The following is a 25,015-nucleotide window of genomic DNA, read 5'->3' on the forward strand; positions in this document are numbered from 1 at the left end:
GCCCTTCGGCGCGCCGCCTTTTTGCTGCGCCTGAACCCGCGTCAGGCCACCAGCAGGGCTAAACCGACCGCCGGGTCGGGCCCGACCTCGAACGCCTCCAGACCCCACCCCGCCGCATGAGCCAGCGCCGTCACCGACGCCTCGTCAAACTTGCGTGAGCTTTCGGTATGGACGGTCTCTCCCGCGACAAAGCGGAAGGCTAGCTTGCCCAACCGCACCGTCATCGGGCGCATCGCTCTCAGGTGCATCTCCATCCGCGAATGCTCAGGGTTCCACAGCGCTAGATGGTCAAAGGCCTCGGGCTCGAAATCCATGCCCAGGTCGCGATTGGCGCGCACCAGCAGGTTGCGGTTGAACGCCGCCGTCACGCCCTGGGCGTCGTCATAGGCCGCGACCAGCACCTCCGGCGACTTCACCAGATCCACGCCGAGGATGAACAGGCTGCCCTCGCCCAGCACCTCCCGCGCCGAACGCAACAGGGCGATCGCCGCCTCGGGCGTCAGATTGCCGATGGTCGATCCGGGGAAGAAGCCGATCCGTCGCCCTTGCCCCGCCTCGACGGGCGGCGGCGCCAGGTGCTCGAAATCACCGACCACCGGCAGGACCTTCAACCCCGGATAATCGGCGCGGATACGCTCGGCCGCCTCGTTCAGGGCCGAAGGGCTGATGTCGATGGGGACATAGGCGGCCAGATCCCGCGCCGCGTCCAGCACGATGCGCGTCTTCTCGCTGGCCCCCGACCCCAGCTCCACCAGCACCGCGCCCGGCCCGAAACGCCCGGCCCATTCCGGCGCGACCCGCCGCAGCAAGGCCGCCTCCTGCCGCGTCGGATAATATTCCGGCAGGCGGGTGATTTCCTCGAACAGCCGAGACCCCTCGGCGTCATAGAACCACTTGGGCGGCAGGGCCTTCACCCGGCGCGACAGGCCGTCGATCATGTCCTGACGAAAGGCGTCGTGCGCGCCCGTTTCTTCGATCACGGCGCCGTCCGCCGCCAGGCGCACCCCGGCGAACATCCAGCGCTGATGCGGATAGTAGAAGTTGCGATAGCTGGGCCGCGCATGGCCCTCGGGCGTGGCGAAGGCCCCGCCTCGCAGGACCATCTGATTGGCCATGAACTTGCCGTTGTATTCCGCCGCCGTCCCCTCGGTCGGGCAAAATCCCGGATAGGGGGCGTAGGCGCTGGCCGTCCACTGCCAGACCTCGCCCGTCAGGTTCGAAAAGGCCGTCGGATCGGATCGCGCCGCCTGCTCCCACTCCGCCTCGGTCGGCAGCCTTCGCCCCGACCACCGCGCAAAGGCGTCGGCCTCATAGAAGCTGACATGGCGAACCGGAGCCGCCGGATCGACGGGACGCCGCCCGGTCAGGGTCATGACGCTCCAGCCCGCCGCCTCTTCACGCCAGTAGAGCGGCGCGGCCCAGCCCTGCGCCTTCACCCGCGCCCACCCGTCCGCCAGCCAAAACTCGGCGCGTCGATAGCCGCCGTCGTCAATGAACTCGATCCAGTCCGCATTGGTCGTCAGATCGGCGGCCAGGGAAAAGGGCTCCAGCCAGACCCTGTGCGCGGGCCGCTCGTTGTCGAAGGCGAAGCCGTCGTCGCCAGCGCCGATCTGCGTCAGCCCGCCCTCGAACGAGACCCAGCCGCCCAGACGGGCTTCGCGCTCACCGACACGCGGCTCGGCCTCATAGGCCGCCGGGTCCAGCCTTGAACGCGACATCAGGTTCAGCACATCCATCAGGAAAAGCTCCTGATGCTGCTGCTCATGGTGCAGGCCCAGGGCGAACAGATAGGGTTCCAGCCCGTCGCCTGGCCCTTCGGCCAGCCACGTCTCCATGCGGCGGTCGATCTCGGTGCGATAGGCCATGACCTCGGCCAGCGACGGACGGGTCATCAAGCCCCGCTCAGCCCGCTCGACCCGTTCGCCCAGCGCCTCATAGTAGGAGTTGAACACGGCGTTCAGCCGCTCGTCGACGACCTGATAGCCGGGCCGGCCCGCCAGGATCATCGTCTCGAAGAACCAGCTGACATGGCCCAGGTGCCATTTGCCCGGACTGGCGTCGAGCATGGACTGGGCCGCCAGGTCTTCTGCCGAAAGGCCCGCCGCCAGTTGCGGCATCCGCGCCCTCACCCGCCGATAGGCCGCGACATCCTGATCGGTGATCGAGGAAACCCGAACAGGTTGATTCATTCGCGCAATTCTTTCTGAAACCCGGCGTCGCCGCAGTCGCTTCAATGCAGGTTGAGACGTCCCGGTTCCGCTTGATTACATCGCCAAGAAGACGGAACGGTCCGCCGAAGGCGACGTTCCTGCTACTCGCAGCCCGTCTTCGGGGCGCGGCTTAGAGTTCAGGATTCCCGTTGCATGCCTCATGTTCGCGTGCCTGACGGGCCGCAGGACAAAGGCCCGGGCTATCAAGGCTCTCATCGTCCCGTTGGTATTGTCGATCCGGTCGATTGGCGCGCGTCGATTACTGGCTTCCTGCCTTCGCTGCGCGCCTTCGCCTTCACCCTTTCCCGGAACTCGGCCGACGCCGACGACCTGGTGCAGGAGACCCTGACCAAGGCCTGGGCGCACCGGGCCCGCTTCGAGCCGGGCAGCAATCTGCGCGCCTGGCTTTTCACCATCCTGCGCAACAGCTGGTACACGGGCGCCGCCAAGCGCCGCCGCGAAGTCCCCGACGAGGAAGGCCGCTACGCCGCCGGCCTGACCGCCGAGGCCAGCCAGGAATGGACCGCCGAACTGACCTCGCTGCAGGCGGCGCTGAACGCCCTTCCCCCCGAACATCGTGAGGCCATCGTCATGGTCGGGGCGGCGGGCCTGTCCTACCAGGAAGCGGCCGACATCTCAGGCTGCGCGGTCGGCACTATCAAGAGCCGGGTCAATCGCGCACGGCATCGGCTCGCCGTTTTGCTGGATATGGAAGTCCCGCTGGAAGCTGTCGAAAATGTAATCGAAGAAGGCAGCTAGACGGGGGGAACACCGCCTCATTTGATCGGTTCTAGGGGCAGACACGGGAGAGTCTGAACATGATGAACCCCCTGCATACCCAATCCCATGCCCCGTCCGATCAGAACAGTGCGTCGTCAACAGCCTCTGGCGAAGCTCAGGTCAAAAGAACCGGCTTCACAAACTGGATTCGCCAGCACTTCGGCTCGGAGCCGCCCCACCGCCACAGCGAAAACTTCTTCATCAGCGACGTGACGGAAGGCGGCATCGGCTCGCATCATCGCCACCAAGTGTTCCGCCAAGACAAGCGGCACTGACCGTTGGACGACAATCTGAAACGGCGCGAAAAGGGGCCATGGCGAACGCGACGGCCCCCTATTTTTTCCTAGCGGCGCAGACCACCGTGCCTGGCGTATTCCAGACGGGCGATGGTGCGGTTGTGCACCTCGTCCGGGCCGTCGGCAATCCGCAGGGTGCGAACCGTAGCGTAGAGTTCGGCCAGCGGCGTATCGCCCGACACGCCCGCCCCGCCAAAGGCCTGGATCGCGTCGTCAATGACCTGAAGCGCCATCTTCGGCGCCGCCGTCTTGATCTGGGCGATCTCGGATTTGGCGTTCTTGGCGCCGACCTCGTCCATCATCCAGGCCGCCTTCAGCACCAGCAGGCGGCACATCTCGATATTGGTGCGGGCCTCGGCCACGCGCTGCTCCCACACCGAATGCTCGGCCAGGGTCTTGCGGAAGGCGGTGCGCGACAGCAGTCGCTCGCACATCAGCTCCAGCGCCAGTTCAGCCGCGCCGATCACGCGCATGCAGTGGTGGATGCGGCCAGGGCCAAGCCGCCCTTGCGCGATCTCGAAGCCTCGCCCCTCCCCCGCGATCAGGTTCGCGACCGGGACGCGGACGTTCTCCAGCACCACCTCGGCGTGGCCGATCGGCGCCTCGTCATAGCCGAACACCGACAGCATCCGCTCGACGCGGAAGCCCGGCGTGTCCACGGGCACGATGATCTGGCTCTGCTGCTGGTGGGTGGCGGCGTCCGGGTCGGTCTTGCCCATGACGATGGTCATGGCGACGTTGGGGTGGGCCATATTGGTCGACCACCATTTGCGGCCGTTGACGACATAGTGGTCGCCGTCGCGGACGATGCTGGTCTGGATATTGGTGGCGTCGGACGAGGCCACCTCGGGCTCGGTCATCAGGAAGGCCGAGCGGATCTCGCCGGCCATCAGCGGCTTCAACCAGCGTTCCTGCTGCGCGGCGTCGCCGTACATATGCAGGACTTCCATATTGCCGGTGTCGGGGGCGTTGCAGTTGAACACCTCGGCCGACCACAGCCGCCGCCCCATCAGCTCCGCCAGGGGCGCATATTCCAGATTGGTCAGACCGGCGCCGTGCTCGCCCGGCAGGAACATGTTCCAAAGGCCGGCGTCCTTCGCTTTGGCCTTCAGCGCCTCCATCACCGGCGCCTGGACCTTGGGATTGGCGTGGACCTGGGCGCGGTATTCCGCCTCGGCCGGGGCGACGTGGTCTTCGATGAAGCGCGACAGGCGTTCGCGCCACATCAGGCCGCGTTCGGAAGGGGCGAAATCCATGATCGTGTCCTCAAACTCTTCATCGCGCTTCTGCGAGCGCCGATAGCAAAACGGCGCGGCCCCGAGGAAGCCGCGCCGTTCTTTTTTGGGTTGCTCAGAAACGCATCAGCGCTTCAGCAGCGGCGCCAGCTTCTGGGCGATCATCATGTCGCCTGCGATCTTCAGCTTGCCCTGCATGAAGGCCATCATCGGGTCCAGCTTGCCTTCCGACAGGGCGACGAAGTCGTCCCACTTCATCGAGACGGTGGCGTCGGCGGGCTTGTCTTCGTTCGACACCGAGTTCGGCACGGAGGCGCCGTCGATGAAGATCTTGCCGACATCGCCGAGGTCCAGCTTGACGGTCTTGCCAAGGCCGGAGTTTTCGCCGACGGCGCCGCGGATGTGTTCAGTGACAGCGTTCAGGTCCAAGTGCGTCTCTCCCAAGAGCAAGATTGAGGCGAAGGCGTAGCCCGCTGCGAGGGCGGCGCCAAGATCACGCTAGGGAAAGCGGCGACTGGTCGCGCCAGATCGCCGCCCCGTCGCCCCCTAGAAGCCGGCCTTCAGACCCACCACGAAGCGGTCGTCGGTCAGCGGCCCGTCCACGTCCGTGTCATGATAGCGCACGTCCACCGCCAGATAATCGGTCAGGGCATAGGCCAGACCCAGGTTCCAGGTGGTGTAGTCCGCATTGACGTCCAGCCACTGATGCCCGACCGCGCCAGAGACGGTCCACTTGTCGGCCACCGCATAGGCGGCGTTGGCTTCCAGATAGGTCGCGGCGTCATCCGCTCCGAAGAAGTCCGGCGAGTAATAGACCGCCGCGCCCAGGGTCGCCGGACCGATGGCCCGCGACGCCGCCGCCTTGAACTCCACGAAGTTGTAGTCCGCAGGGCCGGGTTCATTGACGTAGAGATAGCCGACCACGCCGAAGTCCAACGCATAACCCGCCGCCTCGGTGCGATAGCCGCCATACAGATCGACTTCGGCGTCTGTGCCATCGCCAAAATCGACCATCGACGCCCAGGTCCCGGCGTAGAATCCGCCGCCGAAGGTGGCGTCGATTCCGCCCTGAAGCGCCGGGTCCTCATTGGTCTGACTGGCGCCGCGGAAGACATAGTCGCTGACCACGCCGATGTTGAAGGCGACCTCCGGCGCGGCCTGAGCCTGAGCGGCCCCAGCCCCTACGCTCAGCGCCAGCAGTGAAACGCAGGCAAGTGCAAGTCTCATGACATATCCCCTCAAAGTCTGATTGATTTCGGTCACGCCTACTCATCCAGTCGCTGATGGAGCGCGACCGGGCCTTGGTTCCCTTGTCAGGTTCTCAGGGCATGGCGGCGGGGAGGCGCCGCGTCCCGCCCCTCGCCTCAGACGCCGTCCAGCACTTCGCCGTGCAGATGCGCGTCCAGGCCATCCTCTTCCTGCTCGTCGGTGACGCGCAGGCCTGTGGTGTATTTGCAGATCAGCAGGATGATCAGCGTGCCGACCGCGCTCCACAGGATGGTCCAGACCAGCCCCAGGGCCTGAGCCCCGATATTGGCCCCTTCCGACAGGCTGTTGATCGCCGTGGAGGCGAAGACCCCGGTCAACAGGGCGCCGACCAGACCGCCGGCGCCGTGCAGGCCGAAGGCGTCCAGGCTGTCATCATACTTGAGCAGCTTCTTCAGCCAGACCGACGAGACATAGCAGGCCGGACCGGCGATCAGGCCGATGATGACCGCCCCCTTGGGATCGACGAAGCCCGCCGCCGGGGTGATGGCGACCAGACCCGCGACCACGCCGGACAGGACGCCGATCAGCGACCACTTCTTCTTGTAGACGACCTCGACGAACTTCCAGGCCAGGGAGGCCGCAGCCGCCGCCAGCAGGGTGTTGATCAGGGCGGCCCCCATCAGGCCGTTGGCCGCGCCTGCCGAACCGGCGTTGAAGCCGATCCAGCCAACCAGCAGCAGCGAGGCGCCGATCATGGTCAGAACGGGGTTGTGCGCCGTGATGGGCTCGACGCCGTAACCCTTCCTCGGCCCGAGGAACAGGGCGCAGACCAGACCCGCCACACCCGAGTTGACGTGAACCACTGCGCCCCCGGCGAAGTCCAGAACGCCTTGCGCGCCCAGAAAGCCGCCGCCCCAGACCCAGTGGGCGATAGGGGCATAGACGATCAGCGACCACAGGGCCGTGAACAGAAGCATGCCCGAGTACTTCAACCGCTCGGCGAAGGCCCCGGTGATCAGCGCCGGGGTGATGATGGCGAAGGTCAGCTGGAACGACACCCAGAGGAACTCCGGGATGCCCGGCAGCAGGCTGTGGGCCGTATCCACCGTCACCCCATTCAGGAACAGGGCGTCCAGACTGCCGATGTACTGGTTGATCCCTTCGTCGCCGTTGGTGCCGAAGGCGATGGTGTAGCCGGCGATGAACCAGGTCAGCGACACCACCGCAAAGGCGGCGACCGACTGGGTGATCGTGGCGATCACGTTTTTGCGGCGCACCATACCGCCATAGAAGAGCGCCAGGCCCGGCAGGGTCATCAGCAGGACCAGGGCGGTGGAGGTCCCCAGCCAGGCCGTGCCCGCCGCATCCAGCTCCAGCGGAACCTGATGTGAAAACAGCGCCGGAGCAGGCTCCGACGCTGTTACAGCAGCACTAGCAATGTTGGCGACGGTCGCGGCGTCCGGCGCCGCAAGCGCCGCTCCGACGGCGAATAACCCGCCGGTCAGACAGAGAAGGGCCAATAGGCCCGGTAAGCTGTTCTTGAACTGCGTCATGCCTGTATCCCCTCATGCGTTTCGCAGTTGCGAACTATTTATTGCAATTGCGAAGGCGGCAAGAGGAAAAATGCGGGATACTGATCATTCATGCTGATGAAGATCAGGATCAATGACTTAGGCACACCACACCCGAACCTGGGGCCATCCCGGCCCACAGGCGCGCACGTCTAGCCGCGACATGATCGGCAATTGAAAAGGGCCAGTCTCGCGACCGGCCCCTCGTTGTTTATGCGGTGGCTTTTGCGGGCCGTCCACGCTTGGCCGGCGCGGTGGCGGCGGGCTTGCGTCCCCCGGCCCCCAGACCCATCGACTTGGCCATCGCTGACCGCGCCGCCGCATAGGCAGGCGCCACCATCGGGTAGTCGGCGGGCAGGCCCCACTTCTCCCGATACTCCGCCGGCGTCAGTCCCTTGATCGCCAGCGACCGCTTCATGGACTTGTACTGCTTGCCGTCCTCGAACGAGATCAGGAAGTCGTCGGTGATCGACTTGCGGATTTGCGACGCCGTCGGACGCGTGACGGTTTCCACCACCTCTTCGATAACGGGAGCGGTCGTCGCCGACAGGGCGCCATGAATGGCCGCAATCATTCCCGGCAGGGCTGAGGCCTCAACCTTGTTGTTGCTGACATAAGCCGAAACGATGTCAGTCGTCATGCCGAGGATGTCAGCCCCTGTATCGGCGTCGTTCATATAGCCCCCAAAACTGGCGTTAAAAACCAAGACTATCACGGCCCTGATCTGGCTTGTAGCGCCCTGGCGTCCAGTATTTGCACCAACCCAGCCTGCCAGCGCCGCCGGCAGGACGCCCCATCCGGGGATTAGGCTTTGATTTTCATCAGGGAAATCTGGCGGAGACGGAGGGATTCGAACCCTCGGTACCCCTTACAGGGTACGACGATTTAGCAAACCGTTGCCTTCAGCCACTCGGCCACGTCTCCGGCAGGCGGCGTGCATAGCGAGTCGCGAGGCGCTGTGCAACGGGGGACCTGCCAACTGTCGCGTTAACGCGCCATAGATAGGCCACGTGCGACAAAAACGGGGCTCTTCAAGCCTCAGAAACGTTCAAAACCGCCTTATGACGTCCGCCGACACCCTTTTTTCACCCGCGAACGACCCCCGCGTCCAAGCGCAACAGGGTCGTCGATCAGCCGTCGCCGAAGTTGATTCGGCGTCAGCCTCGCCTCATCCGCGTCGTGGCCCCTTTCGTCCCGATGTCTGGCTGAACACCCGCCAGAGAAACGCCACCCGGCTGCGGGTCTTCTATTTTCGCGGTTTCGACATCGTCGGCGTCGGCGCCGTTGCGGCTGTCGCCGTTGCAGGCTTGATCCCCGGCGCGCTGCTGTCTGCCCGCCTGGCGGATATCGCCCCCTTTGCCCTGGGCGCCCTGGCGATCCTGGGCCTGATGCGCTCCTTGGGCCTTTATCGCTTCGAAAAGGGTCATGGCCTTGCACGGCACCTGACCTCGGTCGCCGGCGTCGTGACGGCGGGGGTCGGCCTGACTGCGATGCTTGGGCTCGCCCTGCATGGCGCGGCGACGCCCTGGTCCGCCTATGCCCAGTGGGGCGCCGCGACCTTGGTCATGCTGCTGGGCCTGCACACCGCCTGGAGCCTGCTGGTCGCCGACTGGCGTAGAAGCGGCGTTCTGACGCCCAATATCGTCGTGGTCGGCGCCACCCGCTATGCCCAGCGGCTGATTCAGGAGGCGCTGCAGCGTCGCGACCTGAACGTGCTGGGCGTGTTCGATGATCGTCTGGCCCGCTCGCCCGACGCCGTCGAGGGCGTGCCGGTGCTGGGCGAGGCCGACGCCCTGCTGAACCACAGGCTGACGCCCTATATCGACCGCATCGTCCTGGCCATCGACCCCAAGGCCGAGGCCCGCGTGCGGGACCTGACGGCCCGCCTCGGCGCCCTGCCGATCCCCCTGACTTTGCTGGTCGATCCCAAGGCCGCCGAGCAACGCAACGCCGCGCTCGAGACCCTGGCCCAGGCCCCGCTGGCGCCCCTGGAGGGGCCTGCTGATCCTGATCGCCGGGCGTTCAACAAGCGACTGCAGGACATCGTGCTGTCTCTTGTCGGTCTGATGCTGCTGTCGCCGGCCCTGCTGCTGATCGCCGCCCTGGTGCGGCTGGACAGCCCCGGCCCGGCCCTGTTCCGTCAGCGCCGCCACGGCTTCAATCAGGAAGAGATCGTGGTGTGGAAGTTCCGCACCATGCGGCACGAAACCGCCGACGCCACCGCCGCCCGCCAGGTCACGGCCGACGACGACCGCATCACCCGCATCGGCCGCTTCCTGCGCGTCAGCAGCCTGGACGAACTGCCGCAACTCCTGAATGTCTTGCGCGGTGAAATGTCCCTGGTCGGCCCGCGTCCGCACGCCATCGGCATGAAGACCGGAGAGACCGAGTCCGCCCGTCTGGTCGCCGACTACGCCCATCGCCACCGCATCAAGCCCGGCATGACGGGATGGGCGGCCATCAACGGATCTCGCGGCCCCATGCACACCGCCGCCGAAGTTCGCCGCCGGGTCCAGTTGGACATCGACTATATCGAGCGTCAGTCCTTCTGGCTGGACCTCTGGGTGATCGCCGTCACCGTGCCCGTCCTGCTGGGCGACAGGATCTCGGTGCGCTGATGTTCTGGCGTGGCGTACTGGGCTACCTGCCTGCCAATGTGATGCAGGGCCTGATCGGCTTTCTGACGATCATCGTCTTCACCCGCCTTCTCAGCGCCGAGGACTATGGGCGCTACGCCCTAGCCCTGTCGGTCATGACCCTGGCCCATGTGGCGAGCTTCAGCTGGCTGGAGGCCGCCATGGCGCGGTTCTGGGCCGCCCAGCGCGAAGGCGCGGACATGGCCAGCCATTTCGCCAGCCTGTACCGCACGGCCTTCATCGTCAGCGGCCTGTTCCTGCCTCTCGTGGGGCTGGCGATCTGGCTGTGGCCCATGCCGGACGCCTTCCGTTTCCCTCTGGCGATGGCCCTGTTCGGCATTCCTGTACGCTGCTTCTCCAAACTGGCGCAGGAGCGCTATCGCGCCTCGGGCGAGGTTCGCAAGGCGGCCACCCTCGACATCTGGAACAGCGTCGCCGGCCTCGCCGTCGGCGCAGCCTTCGCCCTGGCCGGCGCGGGCGGCGCCTCGCCCTTGGCGGGCCTGCTGATCGCGCCTCTGATGGCGATGCCCTTCTTCCTGCCTGGCGAACTGCGCGAGGCGCGGCAGGGCGTGGTCGATACCCAGCGACTCAAGACCTACGCCGTCTATGGCTATCCCATCGCGGCCTCGCTCGGGCTTTCGCTAGTGCTGGCCTCGACCGACCGCTTCCTGCTGGCCCTCTTCCTCGACGAGGCCGCCGTCGGCGCCTATCACGCCAGCTACAGCATCGCCAATCGGACGCTGGACGTCCTCTTCATCTGGCTGGGCACGGCTGGAACCCCGGCCCTGGTCATGGCGCTGGAGCGCGGCGGCCGCCGCCCGCTGATCGCCGCCGCACGAGAGCAAGCCTCGACCCTGGTCCTGATCGGCCTGCCCGCCGCGGTTGGCGTGGCCCTGGTCGCCCGCCCCCTGTCGGAGTTCATGATCGGCGAGGAGCTGCGTGACGCCGCCATTCTGGTGACGCCATGGATCGCCCTCTCGGCCTTCCTGTCGGGCATGACCGTCTATTATTTCCATCAGGCCTTCACCCTGGGCCGCCGCACCGGCTGGCTGCTGGCGGCCATGAGCGTTCCGGCCCTGACCAATGTCGTGCTCAACCTGCTGCTGATTCCGCGCTTCGGCGTTCTCGGCGCGGCCTGGGCCACAGCCGCCAGCTTCGCCGTCGGCCTGATCGCGTCGCTGTCCATCGGTCGGCGCATCCTGCCGCTGCCGATCCCATGGAACGCCCTGATCCGCTCCTCGCTGGCCGCCGCCGTCATGGCCCTTGTCGTCTGGTTCCTGCCCGCTATCGGCGGCTTTGCCGAACTGATGCTGGACGCCTCGGTCGGAGCGGCCGTTTACGGCGTCTGCGCCTATGCCCTGAACGCTGGCGGCGTACGCGAACTCGGCCAGCGGCTTCGGGCCGCCGTTCGTGCCCGGAGAGCCGTCGCATGAGCGCCTCGGCCCAGATCCACGACAACCCAGGCTGGCCGATGGCCAGTCCGGTCCTGTCGGTGCTGATCCCCTTCCTTCGCGATGATCCAGGCGTCTTGCTGGCGCTTCTGGAGCGCGAAGCCCTCGCCCTGGATGGCGCGGTCGAACTGGTCCTGCTGGATGACGGCACGGCTGACCCCGCCCTGACCGCCCGTCTGACGGCCCAGATCGACGCCCTGGCCCTGCCGACGCGCCTGATCACCCTGCCCGCCAATGAGGGCCGCTCCATCGGCCGCAACCGGCTGGCCTCCGCCGCACGGGGCGGGAGCCTTCTGTTCCTCGACAGCGACATGAGGCCCGACCACGACCGCTTTCTGCAAACCTGGGCGAGGCTGACGACCGAACAGGCGCCCGCCGTGGCCTTCGGCGGCTTCTCGCTGTTGCAGGCCCCTCAAGAGGCCCGCTTCGCCGTTCATCGCAGCATGGCGGCCAAGTCGGACTGCCTGTCTCACGAGCAGCGCGCCTTGCAGCCCGAGAAATACGTCTTCACCTCCAACCTTCTGGTTCGCCGCGACGTGTTCGAGACCGAGGCTTTCGATCCCGGTTTTTCGGGCTGGGGCTGGGAGGACGTGGAATGGGCCATGCGCGTCTCGCGCCGGTTCGCCGTCGTCCATCTGGACAACACCGCCACCCACATGGGTCTGGACACGGTCGAGGCCCTGGCCGCCAAGTACGAACAGTCGGCGCCCAATTTCGCCCGTGTCGTCGCCCGCCACCCCGACTTCGTCGCCGCCTATCCCAGCTATCGCGTGGCGAAAAAGCTGAAGGCCGTGCCGGGCCTGAAGGCCGTCCGTCCCCTGTTCAAGCGCGCCGCCCATCTAACCGCCCTGCCCGTGCCCTTGCGCGCCTTCAGCCTGCGCCTTTACCGCGCCGCCCTCTATGCGGAGGCGATATGATCCAGCCCTACACGCCTGACGTCAGCCTGAAGGGCAAGCTGCGCCGCCGCTTCGCCCGACTGACGCACCGGCGCCCGGCGCGCCTGGGCCTGACCCGACCGACCGTCAGCTTCACCTTCGACGACATCCCCGCCAGCGCCGGACAGGCCGGGGCCGAGGCGCTGGAGGCGCATGGCGCGCGGGGGACCTTCTACGTCTGCGCCGGCCTGTTCGGGCAGAACGGACACATGGGCCGCTTTGCCGACAGCAGCGAGATCGGCGATCTGATCCGACGCGGCCATGAGGTCGCGGGCCATACCTTCGGCCATCTGGACTGCCACCGAACGCCCGAGGCTGAACTGATCGCCGACCTCGACGCCAATGACGCCGCCCTGCACGACCTGAGCGCCGCCCCCATCCATTTCGCCTATCCCTATGGCGAGGTCTCGCCGCGCGCCAAGGCCCTGCTGGCCGGGCGCTATGCATCGCTGCGCGGGGTGCACAAGGGGCTTGTCCACGACGGCGGCGACCTGAACCAGTTGCCGGGCGTCGGCATCGAAGGCCCGGAGGGTCAAGCTGTCGCTCGCCAGTGGATCGACCGCGCCGTGTCTGAAAACGCCTGGCTGATTCTCTACACCCACGACGTCCGCGAGGCCCCTTCGCCCTGGGGCTGCACGCCTGACGCCCTGTCGCGCCTGATCGCCCATGCCCGCGCGACCGGCTGCGACATCCGCACGGTGGGCGAGGTGCTGGCGGCATGAACGCGACCGACGTCGCTGTCGTCATCCCGACCCTGCGTCGCCCCGACAGTCTGGAGCGCGCCCTGCGCTCGCTGTTCCTCCAGACCGACGTCTCGGACCGTCTGCGCGAGATCGTCGTCGTCGACAACGATCCGGCGGCGAGTTCGCGCGACACCGTGGACCGCCTGCGTCCCGCCTCCCCCGTGCCCCTGGTCTGGCGTCACGCCCCCCGTCCCGGCGTCGCCACCGCCCGCAACGAAGGTCTGGCCGCCACAGACGCGCCCCTGATCGCCTTCCTCGACGACGACGAAGCCGCCTCGCCCGGCTGGCTGGCGGCCCTGCTGGCGGGCCAGGAAGCGACCGGCGCCGACGCCGTCTTCGGTCCGATCCGGGGGCGCGTCCCCGACGGAACGGGCTGGACCACCCACTACCTCGAACGGTTTTTCGGTCGCGAAGGCCCGGCGCAGTCGCAGTTGATCGACCAGCCTTACGGCTGCGGCAACGCCCTGCTGGTGCGCGCTACCGCCCTGCCCGGCGTCGCCCCGTTCAACACCTCAGCGGACCAATCAGGCGGCGAGGACGACGCCCTGTTCACGGCCCTGGCGGCACGGGGCGGCCGCTTCGGCTGGGCCGCCGACGCCTGGGTGGACGAGTTCGCGCCGCCGCACCGCGCTACCCTGCGCTACGCCCTGACCCGCGCTTTCGCCTATGGCCAGGGGCCCAGCCAGACCGCCGCCGCCGCCCGTGACTGGCCCGCCGTCGCCCGTTGGATGGTCATCGGCGCAGCCCAGACCGCCGTCTGGACCCTGGCCGCCCTGCCCCTGATCCTGATCCGTGATCCGAGGCGCGCGGATAGGCTGGATCGCGCCGCGCGCGGCCTGGGAAAACTGTTCTGGATGAAGGGGTTCGAGCCGCATTTTTACGGCACGCGCGAACTGGCGCGGCTGGAGCGCCAGAAGATCTAGCCGACCAGCCGCTTCAGCATTGGCGGCGGCGCCCAGGTGGAGCGGTTCATCACCACGCCGGCGATGCGTCCGCCCACGGCGTCGATTTCGTCACGCAGGGCCACTGGCTCGCTGGCCGCCGTCGTCTCGGCGGCGACCACCAGGATGGTGGCGTCGACAAAGGGCGCCAGGGTGATGGCCATGTCGCTGCGGTCGGCGGCGGGGGTGTCGATCACCACCGTGTCGGCATGGGCGCGCAAGGCCGTCCAGTAGCGCGCCTCACCCACCGGCTCGACCCGCTGACCGGCGCGCAGCAGCTCGGTATGGAACCGCGTGACGAACAGCCGCCCGCCCAGACAGGCCCGCGCGGTCATCAGGCGGGCCGGCTTGACCGGCAAACCGTCGCGGCCCCGCATCGGCGGCGTGACGGCATAGAAGGCGGAACTGTCCGGCGAGGCCTGGACCGGAGCCGCCAGACGACCGAACCGCTCGGGTTCGGACGCGATCACGTCCATCTGTCCCTGCTGGCTCAGATCACCATCGATCAACCAGACCGGCTTGCGCGCCCGCACAGCCGCTAGGCGAGCGTACTCGCGCGCCACGGTCGAGACGCCGTCTCCGGTTGTGGCCGAGGCGAACTGGATGACGCGGCCGCGATGAGCCGACGCTGGTCCCAGCGCCGCCCACAGTCCCGCCATTTCCGTCGTCAGATCCACCATCGAATCGGTTACGCGCCCATCATTGATGCGTCAGCCTAGCATGGGCCGGCGCATCCAAGAGGCTCAGCCCGCCTTCATCGGCGCCACGGCCAGCACCGGCATCTGCAAGGTGCGGCTGGCCGTCGAGGGCAGCGAGAACCCGCGCCGCAGGAAGACCCGCAGCAAGCCGACACAAAGGGCCGTGAAACCGGCGAATAGGAAGGCCGCGATCATCAGCGGCGCCTTCAGGCTCTTGCCCTTTGACGGCGGCTGAGCGCGCTCGATCACCGTGACATTATCGGCGCCCGCCTTGACCAGCTCATTGTCGGCGCGGCTCTGGGTCTCGCGCTGCTGGAACTCGCGGATCGAGGCGGTCAGGACTTCGCGGTTGCCGGCCAGGGTGGCGTTGCGGGATTCAAGCTCGGTCAGACGGGCCTGACGCGTGCGCAGGTCCACCACCTGACGATCCAGCACGGCCAGACGCGCCGCCAGGGCGTCGCGCTCGGCCTGGGCGTTGATCCGCGTGGTCTCCAGCTCGACCCAGACAGGGTTCGGCCCCGTGCGGACCTCCTTGGCCCCGACCGCCGTGCCAGTGCCGACATAGGCCTGCATTTGGGCGATCCGCGCCTCGATCTCACGCACGGGCTGGGCGTCGGGCCGATAGCGGCTCAGCAGATCCTCGCGCTGGGTGCGCAGTTGCAGGATCTGGTCCTGCGCCGAAATGTTCAGGTCCTGCTGCAGGGCGATCTCGACCGGGGTGCGGCTCTGCTGGCCCGCCAGCGTCGTCAGACGCTGCGCCGCCTGGTTCAGTTGCGCCTGCACCGCCATCCGCTCGGTGAAGATGGACTGATAGGCGGCCGCCAGCGTCGCCTTGGCCGTGGCGAAGTCGCCGATATTGTTGGTGCGCAAGAATTCTTCATAGGCCTGATCCGCCGTGGACAGCTCGTCCTCGAAGGCCCGGCGCTGGGTCTGGATGGCCGGCGTGGCGCGGTCCTGGAAGACTTCGCGGCGATAGGTCAGGTATTGCTCGATGACCGTGTTCAGCACCCGCGCCGACAGGGCGGGATCATCGCTTTCATAACGCAGGCCGATCACGGGACTGAGCGGCGTCACCACCACCTCAAGGCCCGAGGCCACGGCGCGCACCGCGTTTTCTTCCTGTTTGGCCGGGCTGGCCTTGGACGGCTTGCCGTCCTGGAAGCTCTCGACGCCCATGGCGCGAACCACGCGGCGCTTGACCTCCGTGCTGTTCAGGATGGCCCCTTCCGACTGCGCCACCTCGGCGGCGGTCGGCGGCGAGCCCCTCTCGCTCACCCCGACGCGCGGCTGATAGACGTATTCCTGACCCACGCCGACGAACAGGCTGGCCCCGGCGGTATAGGTCTTCTTCAGCGTCAGAACCGCTCCTGCGCCCAGGACGAACAGGACGGCGAAGACCAGCACCATGACCCACAGTTCGCGGAACAGCAGCGCCACGACGTCGAGGACGCCATAACGCGGTCGAGCTGCTGCACGAGAGGCCAAACGCATGAGCCGGGGAAATCCATTCCAGGAAGCTTTCAGGCGCTACCCTTGAATGACCCACGTTAACCGGGCGTTACCCATAAGGGTCCAGCTTCACCTTCATTCGAAAACGACAGCTGTTCGCGCCCTCATGATCCCTGATCGCCGCCTTATCCTGATGGGCCTGGCCGCCGGCCTGGCGGGCTGCGCCAGCGGTCGTGGCCAACCGCCCCTGCCCGGCGCGCCCCTGCCCGCCGATCTGGCCTTCGCGCCGTGGACGGATGTAGCCCCCGAATACCTGCTCTTCCCTGGCGACGAGATCGAGGTCGCCCTGCCCACCGCGACCGAGCTGACCCGTCAGCTCAAGATCGGCCCCGATGGGCGCGTCTCCCTACCGCTGCTGGGCCATGTCATGGCGGCGGACCGCACCCTGGCCGAACTGGAGGCCGACGTCGCCGAGGGTTACGCCGCTCAGCTGCGCCGCCCCGAGGTCGAAGTCACCCTGCGCCTGGCCGGCCCGCTCAAGGTCTGGGTCGACGGCGAGGTCCGCAATCCCGGCGTGTTCGACATGCCCGGCGACATCGACGCCTATCAGGCCGTCATCATGGCCGGCGGCTTCCTGCCCTCGGCCAAATCCGCCCAGGCCGCCCTGATCCGACGCGGCCCAGGCGGGGTGCGCATGATGCGCGCCATTGACCTTCGTCCGCGCCGGGCCGAGGTCGTGCCCCTGCATCGCGGCGACATCATCTTCGTGCCGCGCTCAACCCTTGGCGAGCTCGCCGCCTTCTTCACCCTGTTCCGCGCCGCCCTGCCGATCGGCTTCAGCTATGCCCTGAACGGCGGCTACGCCTCGACCTGAGGCCATCTTTTCGCCGCATAGCGGAACTGCCGAGCTTGGTCTGGCGTTGCCTCTTGGGATCTGTCGCCCCGCTAGAGGACCGACCCATGCGCATTCGCTCCGGCTTTCCGGTCCTCGCCGCCGCTCTCGCCCTGGCCGCCTCGCCTACATGGGCGGCACAGGAGGACGGACAGAACGCGGCCGACGACGACCCCATGGTTCTCTACGACAAGGACGGGACCACCCTACGGGCGCATCTGCAGGCGGGCGGCAATCTGGTCGCCGAACACGATCTCTTCTGGCGGTTCTCGGAGACGGTGGCCGGCGTCACCGATTTCGACCCCAACGCCGAATGGTTCGAAGCCTATGTAAAGCCCGGCCTGACCTTTGAGCGGCGTGTGGGCGAACGCGCCACCTTCTATGGCGGCGTGTCGGCGGTGGCCTCCATGACCGTGGGCACCGACGCCTTCGACGCCGGGGATACCGGCCGGGCGACCCTAGAGGAAGGCTACCTCGGCTGGCGCTACAAGGCCGATGAGACCACCTTCGACGTCTCCGTCGGTCCGCGCGTCTTCAAGGCCGGCACGGGGATGCTGATCGAGGCGGGCGGCTCCAGTGGATTTTCGCGCGGCGCGTTGAAGCTTGGCCCGCGCAAGGCCTGGGCCTTCGCCGCCCTAGGCGAGGTCAGCCGCGGCGGCTTCAAGGGCACGGCCTTCTACCTTGACCCCAATGAGTCGCCGGACAACGACAGCCACAATCGACTGGCCGGCGTGGACATCCGCTACGACGCCAACCCCAACGCCGTCATCGGCCTGACGGCGGGCAAGGTGCTCGAATCCGAGTCCCCCTACCCCAAGGCCCCGCCCGGCGGGATCGGCGTTCCAAGCATCATTCCCGGCGCCCGCGACGGACTGAAGTTCGCCAATCTCTACATCCGCTCGCCGCTCAGGGGCGCGCCCAACGCCTTCATGGCGGCGGATCTGGCGGTCGAGCGCAACGACCGCATCGACCTGCGCGCCTGGGCGGGCCGCGCCCAGATCGGCTACGCCTTCGCCGAACATCGCTGGAAGCCGACCTTCACCCTGGGCTATCAGACCTTCTCCGGCGACGATCCCGACACCCCCCGGCTGGAGCGGTTCGACCCTCTCTATTACGAGGGCAACCCCTCGGCCTGGTCGACCGGCACCAAGTCGTCGATGGTCTTCATCAACTCCAATGTGAACTCCTGGCAGGTCGCAGTCAGCGTCGCGCCGACGCCGGCCGACACCTTCACGCTGCGCATCCACCGCATCGAAGCCGACCAGTTGCGCAGCCCGATCCAGTTCGGTCAGGCGACCCGCGTCGAGGGCGACGACATCGACAACCCCATCACCGGCGTCACCCGCCACCACCTGTCCGACGACCTCTACGTCGAGTACTTTCGCGCGATATCGGCCAACCTGTACCTAACGACGGGCTTTTCCGTCTCCGTGCCCGGCGCGGGGACCAAGTCCATCGTCGAGGACGCACCCGTCTGGGCCGGCGCCTACGTCAATCTGATCGCCAACTACTGAACCGAACGAGACGTCCATGACCCTGCTCGCACCGCCGACCGACCGCCGCAGCTTGCTGGCCGGCGCGGGCGCCCTGGCCGGCGCCGCCCTGATCGGAGGGCGCTCGGCCATGGCCCAGTCACGCGCGTCGGCCATGATTTTCACCGGCGGCCCCATCCTGACCATCGACGACGCCATGCCGACCGCCGAGGCCGTGGCCGTGCGCAACGGCGTCATCGTCGCGGTGGGCTCGCTGGACGCCGCCCGCGCGGCTGTGGGCCGCAACGCCCAAGTGGTCAATCTGGACGGTCGCACCCTGCTGCCGGGCTTCTTCGATCCCCACGGCCACGTGTCGATGGTCGGCCTGCAGGCGCGCTACGCCAACCTGCTTCCTGCGCCCGACGGCCAGGGCGACGACATCCCGGCCCTGCAAGGCATCACCCGCGACTGGATGAACGCCCACGAACAGCTGGTCCGCGACACCCAGTTGGTCATCGGCTTCGGCTATGACGACTCCCAGCTGAAAGAGCATCGCCACCCGACACGGACTGAGCTGGACGCCATCTCCGACAGCGTGCCGATCCTGTTCATGCACCAGTCCGGCCACCTGGGCGTGGCCAACAGCGCGGCCCTGAAGGCCGCCGGGATCAGCGCCTCGACGCCCAACCCCGACGGCGGCGCCTTCCGCCGCGAAGACGGCTCGCAGGAACCCAACGGGGTGATGGAGGAAACCGCCCTCTTCACGGTCATGGGCGCCCTGTTCACCCGCCTGGACCTTCGGGCCAACCTTGAGATGATCCGCGAGGGCGCGCGCTTCTATTCCAGCTTCGGCTACACCACGGCTCAGGATGGGCGCTCCTCGACCGACACCTGCCGCATGATGGCCATGCTGGCCGAGCGTGGCGAGCTGCCCATCGACATCCTGTCCTTCCCCGACATTCTCACCTCGACCGACGTCATGGCGACGCCGCTATATCGCAAGAACTACGTCGGCAAATACCGCATCGGCGGGGTCAAGCTGACCATTGACGGCTCGCCCCAGGGCAAGACCGCCTGGCTGTCGCAGCCCTACTATATTCCGCCCGAAGGCAAGCCAGCCTCCTATCGCGGCTATCCCGCCGCGACCGAGCAACAGGTTCTGGACGCGGTCGAACTGGCCTTCAAAAACGACTGGCAGATCGAGGTCCACGCCAATGGCGACGCCGCCATCGACCTGTTGATCGGCGCGGTGCGCGACGCCACAAACCGGCACGGCGCCAAGGACCGTCGCCCGGTCATGATCCACGGCCAGACCGTCCGTATGGATCAGCTGGACGAACTCAAGACCCTGGGCATCGTGCCGTCCCTCTTCCCCATGCACACCTTCTATTGGGGCGACTTCCACAGGGACGCGGTTCTGGGACCGCGCCGGGCCGAGTTCATCTCGCCCTGCGCCTCGGTCGTGCGACGCGGGATGCGCTTTACCAGCCACCACGACGCGCCGGTGGCCAATCCCGACGCCATGCGCGTCCTGTCCGCCACCGTCACCCGCCGCACCCGCTCGGGCGACATCCTCGGCCCCGATGAATGCGTCCCCGTCGACATCGCCCTGAAGGCCATGACCCTCTGGGCCGCCTGGCAGCACTACGAAGACGACCGCAAGGGCTCCCTGGCCGTCGGCAAGCTCGCCGACATGACCATCCTGGACGCTGACCCCATGACCATCGACCGCGACAAGCTGGCGGCGATCAAGGTCACCAGCACCTGGAAGGAAGGCCGCGAGGTCTGGTCTGGCTGAGGTGGAGACGCTCGTCCCACCTCAAGCAGGGTGCTCAAGTCTGCTTTCGACCCCATTGCGGTCTCCGCAATCCACCCTCAAGCTAAGGTCATGACCCGCGAAGACTTCCTTAGGAACGCTGAGCCCCACTTGATTGCTGACGTACGGATGTACGCAACGGCGGATGGGGGCCGCAAGACACCGGCACACCTCGGTTGGGGTTGCCCATGCATGGTGTCTCTTGAAGAGCCGCTCGAGGGTTGTGACGCTTGGCCCATCTTACTTGGTGAGCCCTTGAAACCAGGTGAAGAGCGACGCTTGGGGATGGTTTTTCTGTCCGGCGAGAAAGCTGCGACCATTATGCGTAACGCCGGTCGCTTCTTTCTCTGGGAAGGGCGAGCGATTGGCGAGGCCAAAGTCATAGCTTAGGTCCGCCCCCTTAGCGGACGTTCACTGTGTCCGCTTATGGGATCAAGGGCAATGTCGATCAAGAAAACGGATCGAAAGGCAGCAATTGCGCCTCTTGGATGAGTGTAAAACTCATCCAGCCCAAACGGGCTATTCCATGGTCGGGGCGAGAGGATTCGAACCTCCGACCCTCTGGTCCCAAACCAGATGCGCTACCAGGCTGCGCTACACCCCGAACCGATGGAGCGCCCTCATGACACGGCGGGCGTCCCACCGCAACGCATTCAAGGCCTTAATCTGGATTAGGGGCGAAAGAAGCTGTGGCGAACCTGGTCGCCGGGCTTGGCGCCGATCTCGTCGGCCCGGCCGGCGCGCAATTCCAGCACGCCGTTGGCCGCGCCGTTCGAGGGCAGAGGCGTCTGCGAATAGGGCGTGGCGTGGCTGGCGATGGAGACGATCCGACCTTGCGGGTCGATGTAGATGATGTCCAGCGAGCTGGGCGTGTTCTTCATCCAGAAGCTCTGCTCGGTCGCCGCCGGGAACTGGAACAGCATTCCCCGGTCGTCTTCCAGCGGCGGGCGGTACATGAGGCCGCGCGCGCGCTCGGCGTCGTCGTCGGCGATCTCGACCATGAATTTATGCTCGCCCGAGGCGGTGACGATGCTCAGCGGTTCCAGCGGCTGACCGGCGGCATCGACCGGCCCCTTCGGCGCACAGGCGGAGGCCAGGCCCGCGACCGCAAGGACGCCCGCCAACAGCATACGACGCGAGAAACCCATGACTTCGCCCCCCAATGGGCGAAACCTATTCGCCCGGCCTGATCTCGGCCACCACCAGGCCCTTGGGGCCGTCGGCGAACCGCACCTGCACCGCCTCGCCGGGCGCCAGATCATCCAGCCCGCAGCGTCGCAGCGTTTCGACATGGACGAAGATATCGCCGGCCGCGCCGTCGCGCACCACGAATCCATAGCCCTTGGTGCGATTGAACCATTTGACGACCGCTGTCTCCAGCGGGCCATCGCCGGTCATCTCAAAGATAGGGCGCGGCGATGCCGAAGCACGCGGCGCTTCGCGACGCATCGGCGTCGGCTGCCCCTGCCCCAGATCGATCACGCGCACGACCTGCCATCCCTTGGCGCGGCGGGCGCATTCGCAAGTGATGACTGCGCCTTCGGCGGCGACCTCATGCCCCCCGTCCCGCAGGCTACTGACGTGCAGCAGCACATCTTTCAGCTCGGTCAGGTCCGGCTCATCGGGCACGATGAAGCCATAGCCCTTGCCCGGATCGAACCATTTCACCGTACCGGCGATCAGGACGACATCCGGTGCTTCAATCTCGTCGTAGTCCGACAACTCACAACCCTCGCCTGCAAAGCGTGCAGAGGCTATGATTAACACGGTTCTGTGAACTGCGGAAAAACAAAAATGACGATTTTAAGCCCGACCATCGACAAAAGCGCCCCTTCCCGCTGAGCGGGCGACCACGATCCATGATGCAGGGGGATAGCTCCGCGTGGCAGTCCCTAGGGGAGTCGAACCCCTCTTTTCAGGTTGAAAACCTGACGTCCTAACCGATAGACGAAGGGACCGCTGCGCGGAGGAGTGGTCTGATAGCCATCCCCACCGTATGAAGCAAGTCTGTTTTTCAACTTTCTGAACAAAGACTTCACCGGCGCACTGGGCGCGCGAGAACGCCCCTTGCAGGACGATTGAGGCTGTCGATGTCAGGGAAGGAAGAAGGCTCCGCGTGGCAGTCCCTAGGGGAGTCGAACCCCTCTTTTCAGGTTGAAAACCTGACGTCCTAACCGATAGACGAAGGGACCGCTGCGCGGAGGACCGGGGTAATAGCCGCCGATTCCGCCGCTTGCAAGCGCTTGCTGCGCAGTTTGTGTGACTTTTTCAAAGACCTGCGCTCGGCAAGGTCCCGTCTCAGGCCATGCGCGGATCAGCCACGTCCTCAATCTCGAACTGCACCCCGCGACGGCCGTTCCAGTCATCCGCTTTCAGTCGCCCGACCAGGTTCAGCCCGCCCTGCCCGGCCAGCAGCGCCTTGCCGCTGGGCAGATCGGCGCAGCGCCAGGCGATGGCCCGCACCGAGGCCCCGTCCGCACCGACCAGACGGCACCGCACATGGCCGCCGTTCATCGCCGCCGGCTCACGCGCCTGCACGCCTTGCAGGGCGAACAGGGGCTCAGGGTTGGCCGGCCCATAGGGCGCCAACTGCTCGAAGGCTTCGAACAGATCGCGGGTGGCTGCACTCGGGTCGATCAGGGCGTCCACCTCGACCCAGTCCTGGGCCACGGCCTCGGCCCGCTCGCCGGAAAGGCGGTCGTTGAGGAAGGCCCGCAGTTCGTCGATCCGATCAGCGGCGACCGTCAGGCCCGCCGCCATGGCGTGCCCGCCCCCGGCGATCAGGACGCCTTCGTTCCAGGCCGCCTGCACGGCCCGGCCCAGGTTCATGCCCGGCTGCGAGCGGCCCGAACCCTTGCCCAGACCATTGATGGCGTCGACGCCGATCACCACGACCGGCTTCCTCCAGCGTTCGCGCAGACGCCCGGCGACGATGCCGACCACGCCGGGGTGCCAGTCCTCGCCCGCGATCACGACCATGGCGGATTCGTCGTTGTGCGCGCCCGTCGCCTCGACCCGGCGCACCGCCTGTTCCGTCACCTGGGCCTCGACCTCGCGCCGGGCGATGTTCAGGGCGTCCAGTTCCTGCGCCAGCATCCGCGCCTCGTCGGGATCGTCGGTGGACAGCAGGCGCGCGCCCAGGTCCGACTTGCCGATCCGACCGCCGGCGTTGATGCGCGGGCCAAGAATGAAGCCCGCATGATTGGACTTTGCCGGTCCCGGCTCCGCCCCGGCGGCGGCCAGCAAGGCCTTCAACCCCGGATTTTTCCAGTCCGACATGACCTTCAGACCTAGGCTGGTCAGCGCCCGGTTGAAGCCCGTCAGCCCCGTCACGTCGCAGATGGCCCCCATCGCGGCCAGATCCAGCCACTGGCGAATGTCGGGCTCGGTCTTGCCCTCGAACAGCCCCCGCGCCCGCGCCTCGCGGTTCAGGGCGGCCAGCAGGACGAAGACCACCCCCGCCGCCGCCAGATTGCCCTGGCCAGAGTTGCAGCCGGGTCGGTTGGGATTGACCACGGCCAGACAGGCCGGCGGCTCCTCGCGCATCATGTGGTGGTCGATGACCACGACCTTCAGACCGATGGCGGCGGCATGGGCCACGGCCTCATTGGCCGCCGCCCCGCAGTCCACCGTGATGACCAGATCGGCGCCGCGCGCCTTAAGCGTATCGAACGCCCGCGCGCTGGGGCCATAGCCCTCGGTCAGGCGGTCGGGGACATAGATAGGAAGTTCCGCATTGAGCGTCCGAAACCAGCGCACCAGCAGGGCCGCGCTGGACGCCCCGTCGACGTCATAGTCGGCGAAGACGTGGATGCTGCTGCCCGCCTGCAGGGCGTCGATGATGGCGGTCGCCGCCGTATCCATGTCCATGAAGCTGGACGGGTCGGGGAACAGCGCCCGCAGCGTGGGCCTCAGAAAATTCTCGCCCTGATCCGCCGCCACGCCGCGCGCCGCTAGGGCGCGGGCCATCGGCTCGTCCAGGTTCAGGGCCTGCATGTGGGCGCGGATGGTCCCCGCCTCGGCCGGACGCTGACGCCAGGCGCGGCCCGACAGCGAGCGCGACACGTCGAGGAAGGCGGGAGCGTTTCCACCGTCAGCCATGAGCAATCCTTATTGGCCCGGACATCATTCCGGGATTCTGTCTGCCAGACGACCTTGATCCGACAGGCGGAGCGTCAGGGGCGCGGACGGTCGATGGGCGGCGGCGCGGCGGCGCGGCGACGCAAGGCCTCTGCGAAGGCCTCGACCTCCTCCGGCGTCTGGGCGCCGATGGGAGCCATCTTCGCCGGATCGAAGCGTTGCCGGATCGATTCGATAAAGGCCGTCGGATCGCTGTCCATGGTCCAGTCGATCTGCGCCACCTGACCGGCCAGAGCGCCGCTGTCGGCGTTCAGCGTGCTAACATTGGCCGCCACCTGGGCCGGCTGCGGCACGTCGGTTGGCGCAGCCGGAAAATCGGCCCAGCGCGGGTAGTTTCGGTTCGCGTCCACCAGTTGCTGAATACGCGGCGCCAGCGGCGACGTGGCGTCCGTTTGCGGGTCGAACGACCCCACGCAGCCGCCCACGGGCAACAGCAAGCCGGTCATCGCCAGCAGGATCGTCTTTTTCGACAGGAACACATTCATCTCAACCCCGGTCATATGCCATCATCCGTCCCGGAGGAAGGCTCGCGGCCCGACGC

22 protein-coding genes and 4 tRNA genes are annotated in these 25,015 nt (G+C 67.0%); 10 read left to right on the forward strand and 16 right to left on the reverse strand.

What is annotated here, in order from left to right; genetic code table 11:
• Window positions 1-41: 41 nt before the first annotated feature.
• The gene (gene egtB, locus DXK21_RS02635) at window positions 42-2,189 is read right to left on the reverse strand and encodes an ergothioneine biosynthesis protein EgtB (protein WP_114816238.1); all 2,148 of its coding nucleotides are present in this window, start codon (window positions 2,187-2,189) and stop codon (window positions 42-44) included.
• A 174-nt stretch (window positions 2,190-2,363) separates the two neighbouring features.
• On the opposite strand from egtB, the gene DXK21_RS02640 reads away from it, so the two are divergent.
• Window positions 2,364-2,969, forward strand: a complete 606-nt coding sequence (locus DXK21_RS02640) for a sigma-70 family RNA polymerase sigma factor (protein WP_114816239.1) — start codon at window positions 2,364-2,366, stop codon at window positions 2,967-2,969.
• 59 nt (window positions 2,970-3,028) lie between these two features.
• On the forward strand, window positions 3,029-3,265 hold the full coding sequence (locus tag DXK21_RS02645; protein WP_114816240.1) for a hypothetical protein: 237 nt from the start codon (window positions 3,029-3,031) through the stop codon (window positions 3,263-3,265).
• Window positions 3,266-3,333: 68 nt separating this feature from the next.
• Here the strand turns inward: DXK21_RS02645 and DXK21_RS02650 are convergent, their stop codons facing one another.
• The 6 genes from DXK21_RS02650 to DXK21_RS02675 form a co-directional block, all read right to left on the reverse strand.
• The gene (locus DXK21_RS02650) at window positions 3,334-4,542 is read right to left on the reverse strand and encodes an acyl-CoA dehydrogenase family protein (RefSeq protein WP_114816241.1); all 1,209 of its coding nucleotides are present in this window, start codon (window positions 4,540-4,542) and stop codon (window positions 3,334-3,336) included.
• A gap of 105 nt (window positions 4,543-4,647) precedes the next feature.
• The gene (locus tag DXK21_RS02655) at window positions 4,648-4,950 is read right to left on the reverse strand and encodes an SCP2 sterol-binding domain-containing protein (protein ID WP_114816242.1); all 303 of its coding nucleotides are present in this window, start codon (window positions 4,948-4,950) and stop codon (window positions 4,648-4,650) included.
• Between the two features lie 117 nt (window positions 4,951-5,067).
• Window positions 5,068-5,748: a TorF family putative porin gene (locus DXK21_RS02660; protein ID WP_114816243.1), complete on the reverse strand. Its 681-nt coding sequence runs from the start codon at window positions 5,746-5,748 to the stop codon at window positions 5,068-5,070.
• A 137-nt stretch (window positions 5,749-5,885) separates the two neighbouring features.
• Window positions 5,886-7,283 carry an ammonium transporter gene (locus DXK21_RS02665; RefSeq protein ID WP_114816244.1) on the reverse strand — a complete coding sequence of 466 codons (1,398 nt, stop codon included), beginning with the start codon at window positions 7,281-7,283 and terminating at the stop codon, window positions 5,886-5,888.
• Between the two features lie 229 nt (window positions 7,284-7,512).
• Window positions 7,513-7,977, reverse strand: a complete 465-nt coding sequence (locus tag DXK21_RS02670) for a Ros/MucR family transcriptional regulator (protein ID WP_114816245.1) — start codon at window positions 7,975-7,977, stop codon at window positions 7,513-7,515.
• Between the two features lie 156 nt (window positions 7,978-8,133).
• Window positions 8,134-8,225: transfer RNA gene (locus DXK21_RS02675), tRNA-Ser, on the reverse strand.
• Window positions 8,226-8,362: 137 nt separating this feature from the next.
• On the opposite strand from DXK21_RS02675, the gene DXK21_RS02680 reads away from it, so the two are divergent.
• Genes DXK21_RS02680 through DXK21_RS02700 form a run of 5 tightly spaced genes read left to right on the forward strand, consistent with a single transcriptional unit; the run spans window position 8,363 to window position 13,989 of the window.
• Window positions 8,363-9,919, forward strand: a complete 1,557-nt coding sequence (locus tag DXK21_RS02680; RefSeq protein ID WP_114816246.1) for an exopolysaccharide biosynthesis polyprenyl glycosylphosphotransferase — start codon at window positions 8,363-8,365, stop codon at window positions 9,917-9,919.
• Window positions 9,919-11,370 carry a lipopolysaccharide biosynthesis protein gene (locus DXK21_RS02685; protein WP_114816247.1) on the forward strand — a complete coding sequence of 484 codons (1,452 nt, stop codon included), beginning with the start codon at window positions 9,919-9,921 and terminating at the stop codon, window positions 11,368-11,370. The genes DXK21_RS02680 and DXK21_RS02685 overlap by 1 nt, the downstream gene beginning before the upstream one ends.
• Window positions 11,367-12,305: a glycosyltransferase family A protein gene (locus tag DXK21_RS02690; RefSeq protein WP_114816248.1), complete on the forward strand. Its 939-nt coding sequence runs from the start codon at window positions 11,367-11,369 to the stop codon at window positions 12,303-12,305. Before DXK21_RS02685 ends, DXK21_RS02690 begins: the two co-directional genes overlap by 4 nt.
• Window positions 12,302-13,045, forward strand: a complete 744-nt coding sequence (locus DXK21_RS02695) for a polysaccharide deacetylase family protein (RefSeq protein ID WP_114816249.1) — start codon at window positions 12,302-12,304, stop codon at window positions 13,043-13,045. The genes DXK21_RS02690 and DXK21_RS02695 overlap by 4 nt, the downstream gene beginning before the upstream one ends.
• A complete protein-coding gene (locus DXK21_RS02700; protein WP_114816250.1) occupies window positions 13,042-13,989 on the forward strand; it encodes a glycosyltransferase family 2 protein in 948 nt (315 codons plus the stop codon). Before DXK21_RS02695 ends, DXK21_RS02700 begins: the two co-directional genes overlap by 4 nt.
• Here the strand turns inward: DXK21_RS02700 and DXK21_RS02705 are convergent.
• Both DXK21_RS02705 and DXK21_RS02710 read right to left on the reverse strand, forming a co-directional pair.
• Complete coding sequence (locus DXK21_RS02705; protein ID WP_114816251.1) at window positions 13,986-14,687, reverse strand: P-loop NTPase family protein; 702 nt, start codon at window positions 14,685-14,687, stop codon at window positions 13,986-13,988. The two genes, DXK21_RS02700 and DXK21_RS02705, sit on opposite strands and share 4 nt — an antisense overlap.
• A 63-nt stretch (window positions 14,688-14,750) precedes the next feature.
• Window positions 14,751-16,196, reverse strand: a complete 1,446-nt coding sequence (locus DXK21_RS02710) for a GumC family protein (RefSeq protein ID WP_114816252.1) — start codon at window positions 16,194-16,196, stop codon at window positions 14,751-14,753.
• A gap of 124 nt (window positions 16,197-16,320) precedes the next feature.
• Here DXK21_RS02710 and DXK21_RS02715 point away from each other — a divergent pair, with 124 nt between their 5' ends.
• The 3 genes from DXK21_RS02715 (at window position 16,321) to DXK21_RS02725 (ending at window position 20,316) form a co-directional block, all read left to right on the forward strand.
• Window positions 16,321-17,028, forward strand: coding sequence for a polysaccharide biosynthesis/export family protein (locus tag DXK21_RS02715; protein WP_114816253.1), 708 nt, complete (start codon window positions 16,321-16,323; stop codon window positions 17,026-17,028).
• An 86-nt stretch (window positions 17,029-17,114) separates the two neighbouring features.
• Entirely contained in the window at window positions 17,115-18,560 is a 1,446-nt protein-coding gene (locus DXK21_RS02720) for an alginate export family protein (protein WP_114816254.1), read from the forward strand.
• A gap of 16 nt (window positions 18,561-18,576) precedes the next feature.
• Window positions 18,577-20,316 carry an amidohydrolase gene (locus DXK21_RS02725; protein ID WP_114816255.1) on the forward strand — a complete coding sequence of 580 codons (1,740 nt, stop codon included), beginning with the start codon at window positions 18,577-18,579 and terminating at the stop codon, window positions 20,314-20,316.
• A 545-nt stretch (window positions 20,317-20,861) separates the two neighbouring features.
• Here the strand turns inward: DXK21_RS02725 and DXK21_RS02735 are convergent.
• The 7 genes from DXK21_RS02735 to DXK21_RS02765 all read right to left on the reverse strand — a co-directional run bounded on the left by DXK21_RS02735 (window position 20,862) and on the right by DXK21_RS02765 (window position 24,974).
• A tRNA-Pro gene (locus DXK21_RS02735) sits at window positions 20,862-20,938 on the reverse strand.
• A 67-nt stretch (window positions 20,939-21,005) separates the two neighbouring features.
• A complete protein-coding gene (locus DXK21_RS02740) occupies window positions 21,006-21,482 on the reverse strand; it encodes a DUF192 domain-containing protein (protein ID WP_114816256.1) in 477 nt (158 codons plus the stop codon).
• A gap of 25 nt (window positions 21,483-21,507) precedes the next feature.
• Entirely contained in the window at window positions 21,508-22,056 is a 549-nt protein-coding gene (locus DXK21_RS02745; protein WP_245945074.1) for a cold-shock protein, read from the reverse strand.
• Between the two features lie 161 nt (window positions 22,057-22,217).
• Window positions 22,218-22,292: transfer RNA gene (locus DXK21_RS02750), tRNA-Glu, on the reverse strand.
• Window positions 22,293-22,451: 159 nt separating this feature from the next.
• Window positions 22,452-22,526 (reverse strand) — tRNA-Glu (locus DXK21_RS02755).
• A 106-nt stretch (window positions 22,527-22,632) separates the two neighbouring features.
• Window positions 22,633-24,435 (reverse strand): single-stranded-DNA-specific exonuclease RecJ, encoded by a 1,803-nt coding sequence (gene recJ / locus DXK21_RS02760; protein WP_114816257.1) that lies wholly within the window; start codon window positions 24,433-24,435, stop codon window positions 22,633-22,635.
• A 74-nt stretch (window positions 24,436-24,509) separates the two neighbouring features.
• Window positions 24,510-24,974: a hypothetical protein gene (locus DXK21_RS02765; RefSeq protein WP_114816258.1), complete on the reverse strand. Its 465-nt coding sequence runs from the start codon at window positions 24,972-24,974 to the stop codon at window positions 24,510-24,512.
• Between the last annotated feature and the right edge of the window lie 41 nt (window positions 24,975-25,015).

This window comes from Brevundimonas bullata (assembly GCF_003350205.1).
Classification (GTDB): Bacteria; Pseudomonadota; Alphaproteobacteria; order Caulobacterales; family Caulobacteraceae; genus Brevundimonas; species Brevundimonas bullata.

Bases quoted from the DNA above. Each gene is read 5' to 3' on its own strand.
- egtB (WP_114816238.1), bottom strand. From the start codon at position 2,189: ATGAATCAACCTGTTCGGGTTTCCTCGATCACCGATCAGGATGTCGCG.
- DXK21_RS02640 (WP_114816239.1), top strand. From the start codon at position 2,364: ATGCCTCATGTTCGCGTGCCTGACGGGCCGCAGGACAAAGGCCCGGGC.
- DXK21_RS02645 (WP_114816240.1), top strand. From the start codon at position 3,029: ATGATGAACCCCCTGCATACCCAATCCCATGCCCCGTCCGATCAGAAC.
- DXK21_RS02650 (WP_114816241.1), bottom strand. From the start codon at position 4,542: ATGGATTTCGCCCCTTCCGAACGCGGCCTGATGTGGCGCGAACGCCTG.
- DXK21_RS02660 (WP_114816243.1), bottom strand. From the start codon at position 5,748: ATGAGACTTGCACTTGCCTGCGTTTCACTGCTGGCGCTGAGCGTAGGG.
- DXK21_RS02665 (WP_114816244.1), bottom strand. From the start codon at position 7,283: ATGACGCAGTTCAAGAACAGCTTACCGGGCCTATTGGCCCTTCTCTGT.
- DXK21_RS02670 (WP_114816245.1), bottom strand. From the start codon at position 7,977: ATGAACGACGCCGATACAGGGGCTGACATCCTCGGCATGACGACTGAC.
- DXK21_RS02680 (WP_114816246.1), top strand. From the start codon at position 8,363: ATGACGTCCGCCGACACCCTTTTTTCACCCGCGAACGACCCCCGCGTC.
- DXK21_RS02685 (WP_114816247.1), top strand. From the start codon at position 9,919: ATGTTCTGGCGTGGCGTACTGGGCTACCTGCCTGCCAATGTGATGCAG.
- DXK21_RS02690 (WP_114816248.1), top strand. From the start codon at position 11,367: ATGAGCGCCTCGGCCCAGATCCACGACAACCCAGGCTGGCCGATGGCC.
- DXK21_RS02695 (WP_114816249.1), top strand. From the start codon at position 12,302: ATGATCCAGCCCTACACGCCTGACGTCAGCCTGAAGGGCAAGCTGCGC.
- DXK21_RS02700 (WP_114816250.1), top strand. From the start codon at position 13,042: ATGAACGCGACCGACGTCGCTGTCGTCATCCCGACCCTGCGTCGCCCC.
- DXK21_RS02705 (WP_114816251.1), bottom strand. From the start codon at position 14,687: ATGGTGGATCTGACGACGGAAATGGCGGGACTGTGGGCGGCGCTGGGA.
- DXK21_RS02710 (WP_114816252.1), bottom strand. From the start codon at position 16,196: ATGCGTTTGGCCTCTCGTGCAGCAGCTCGACCGCGTTATGGCGTCCTC.
- DXK21_RS02715 (WP_114816253.1), top strand. From the start codon at position 16,321: ATGATCCCTGATCGCCGCCTTATCCTGATGGGCCTGGCCGCCGGCCTG.
- DXK21_RS02720 (WP_114816254.1), top strand. From the start codon at position 17,115: ATGCGCATTCGCTCCGGCTTTCCGGTCCTCGCCGCCGCTCTCGCCCTG.
- DXK21_RS02725 (WP_114816255.1), top strand. From the start codon at position 18,577: ATGACCCTGCTCGCACCGCCGACCGACCGCCGCAGCTTGCTGGCCGGC.
- DXK21_RS02740 (WP_114816256.1), bottom strand. From the start codon at position 21,482: ATGGGTTTCTCGCGTCGTATGCTGTTGGCGGGCGTCCTTGCGGTCGCG.
- recJ (WP_114816257.1), bottom strand. From the start codon at position 24,435: ATGGCTGACGGTGGAAACGCTCCCGCCTTCCTCGACGTGTCGCGCTCG.
- DXK21_RS02765 (WP_114816258.1), bottom strand. From the start codon at position 24,974: ATGACCGGGGTTGAGATGAATGTGTTCCTGTCGAAAAAGACGATCCTG.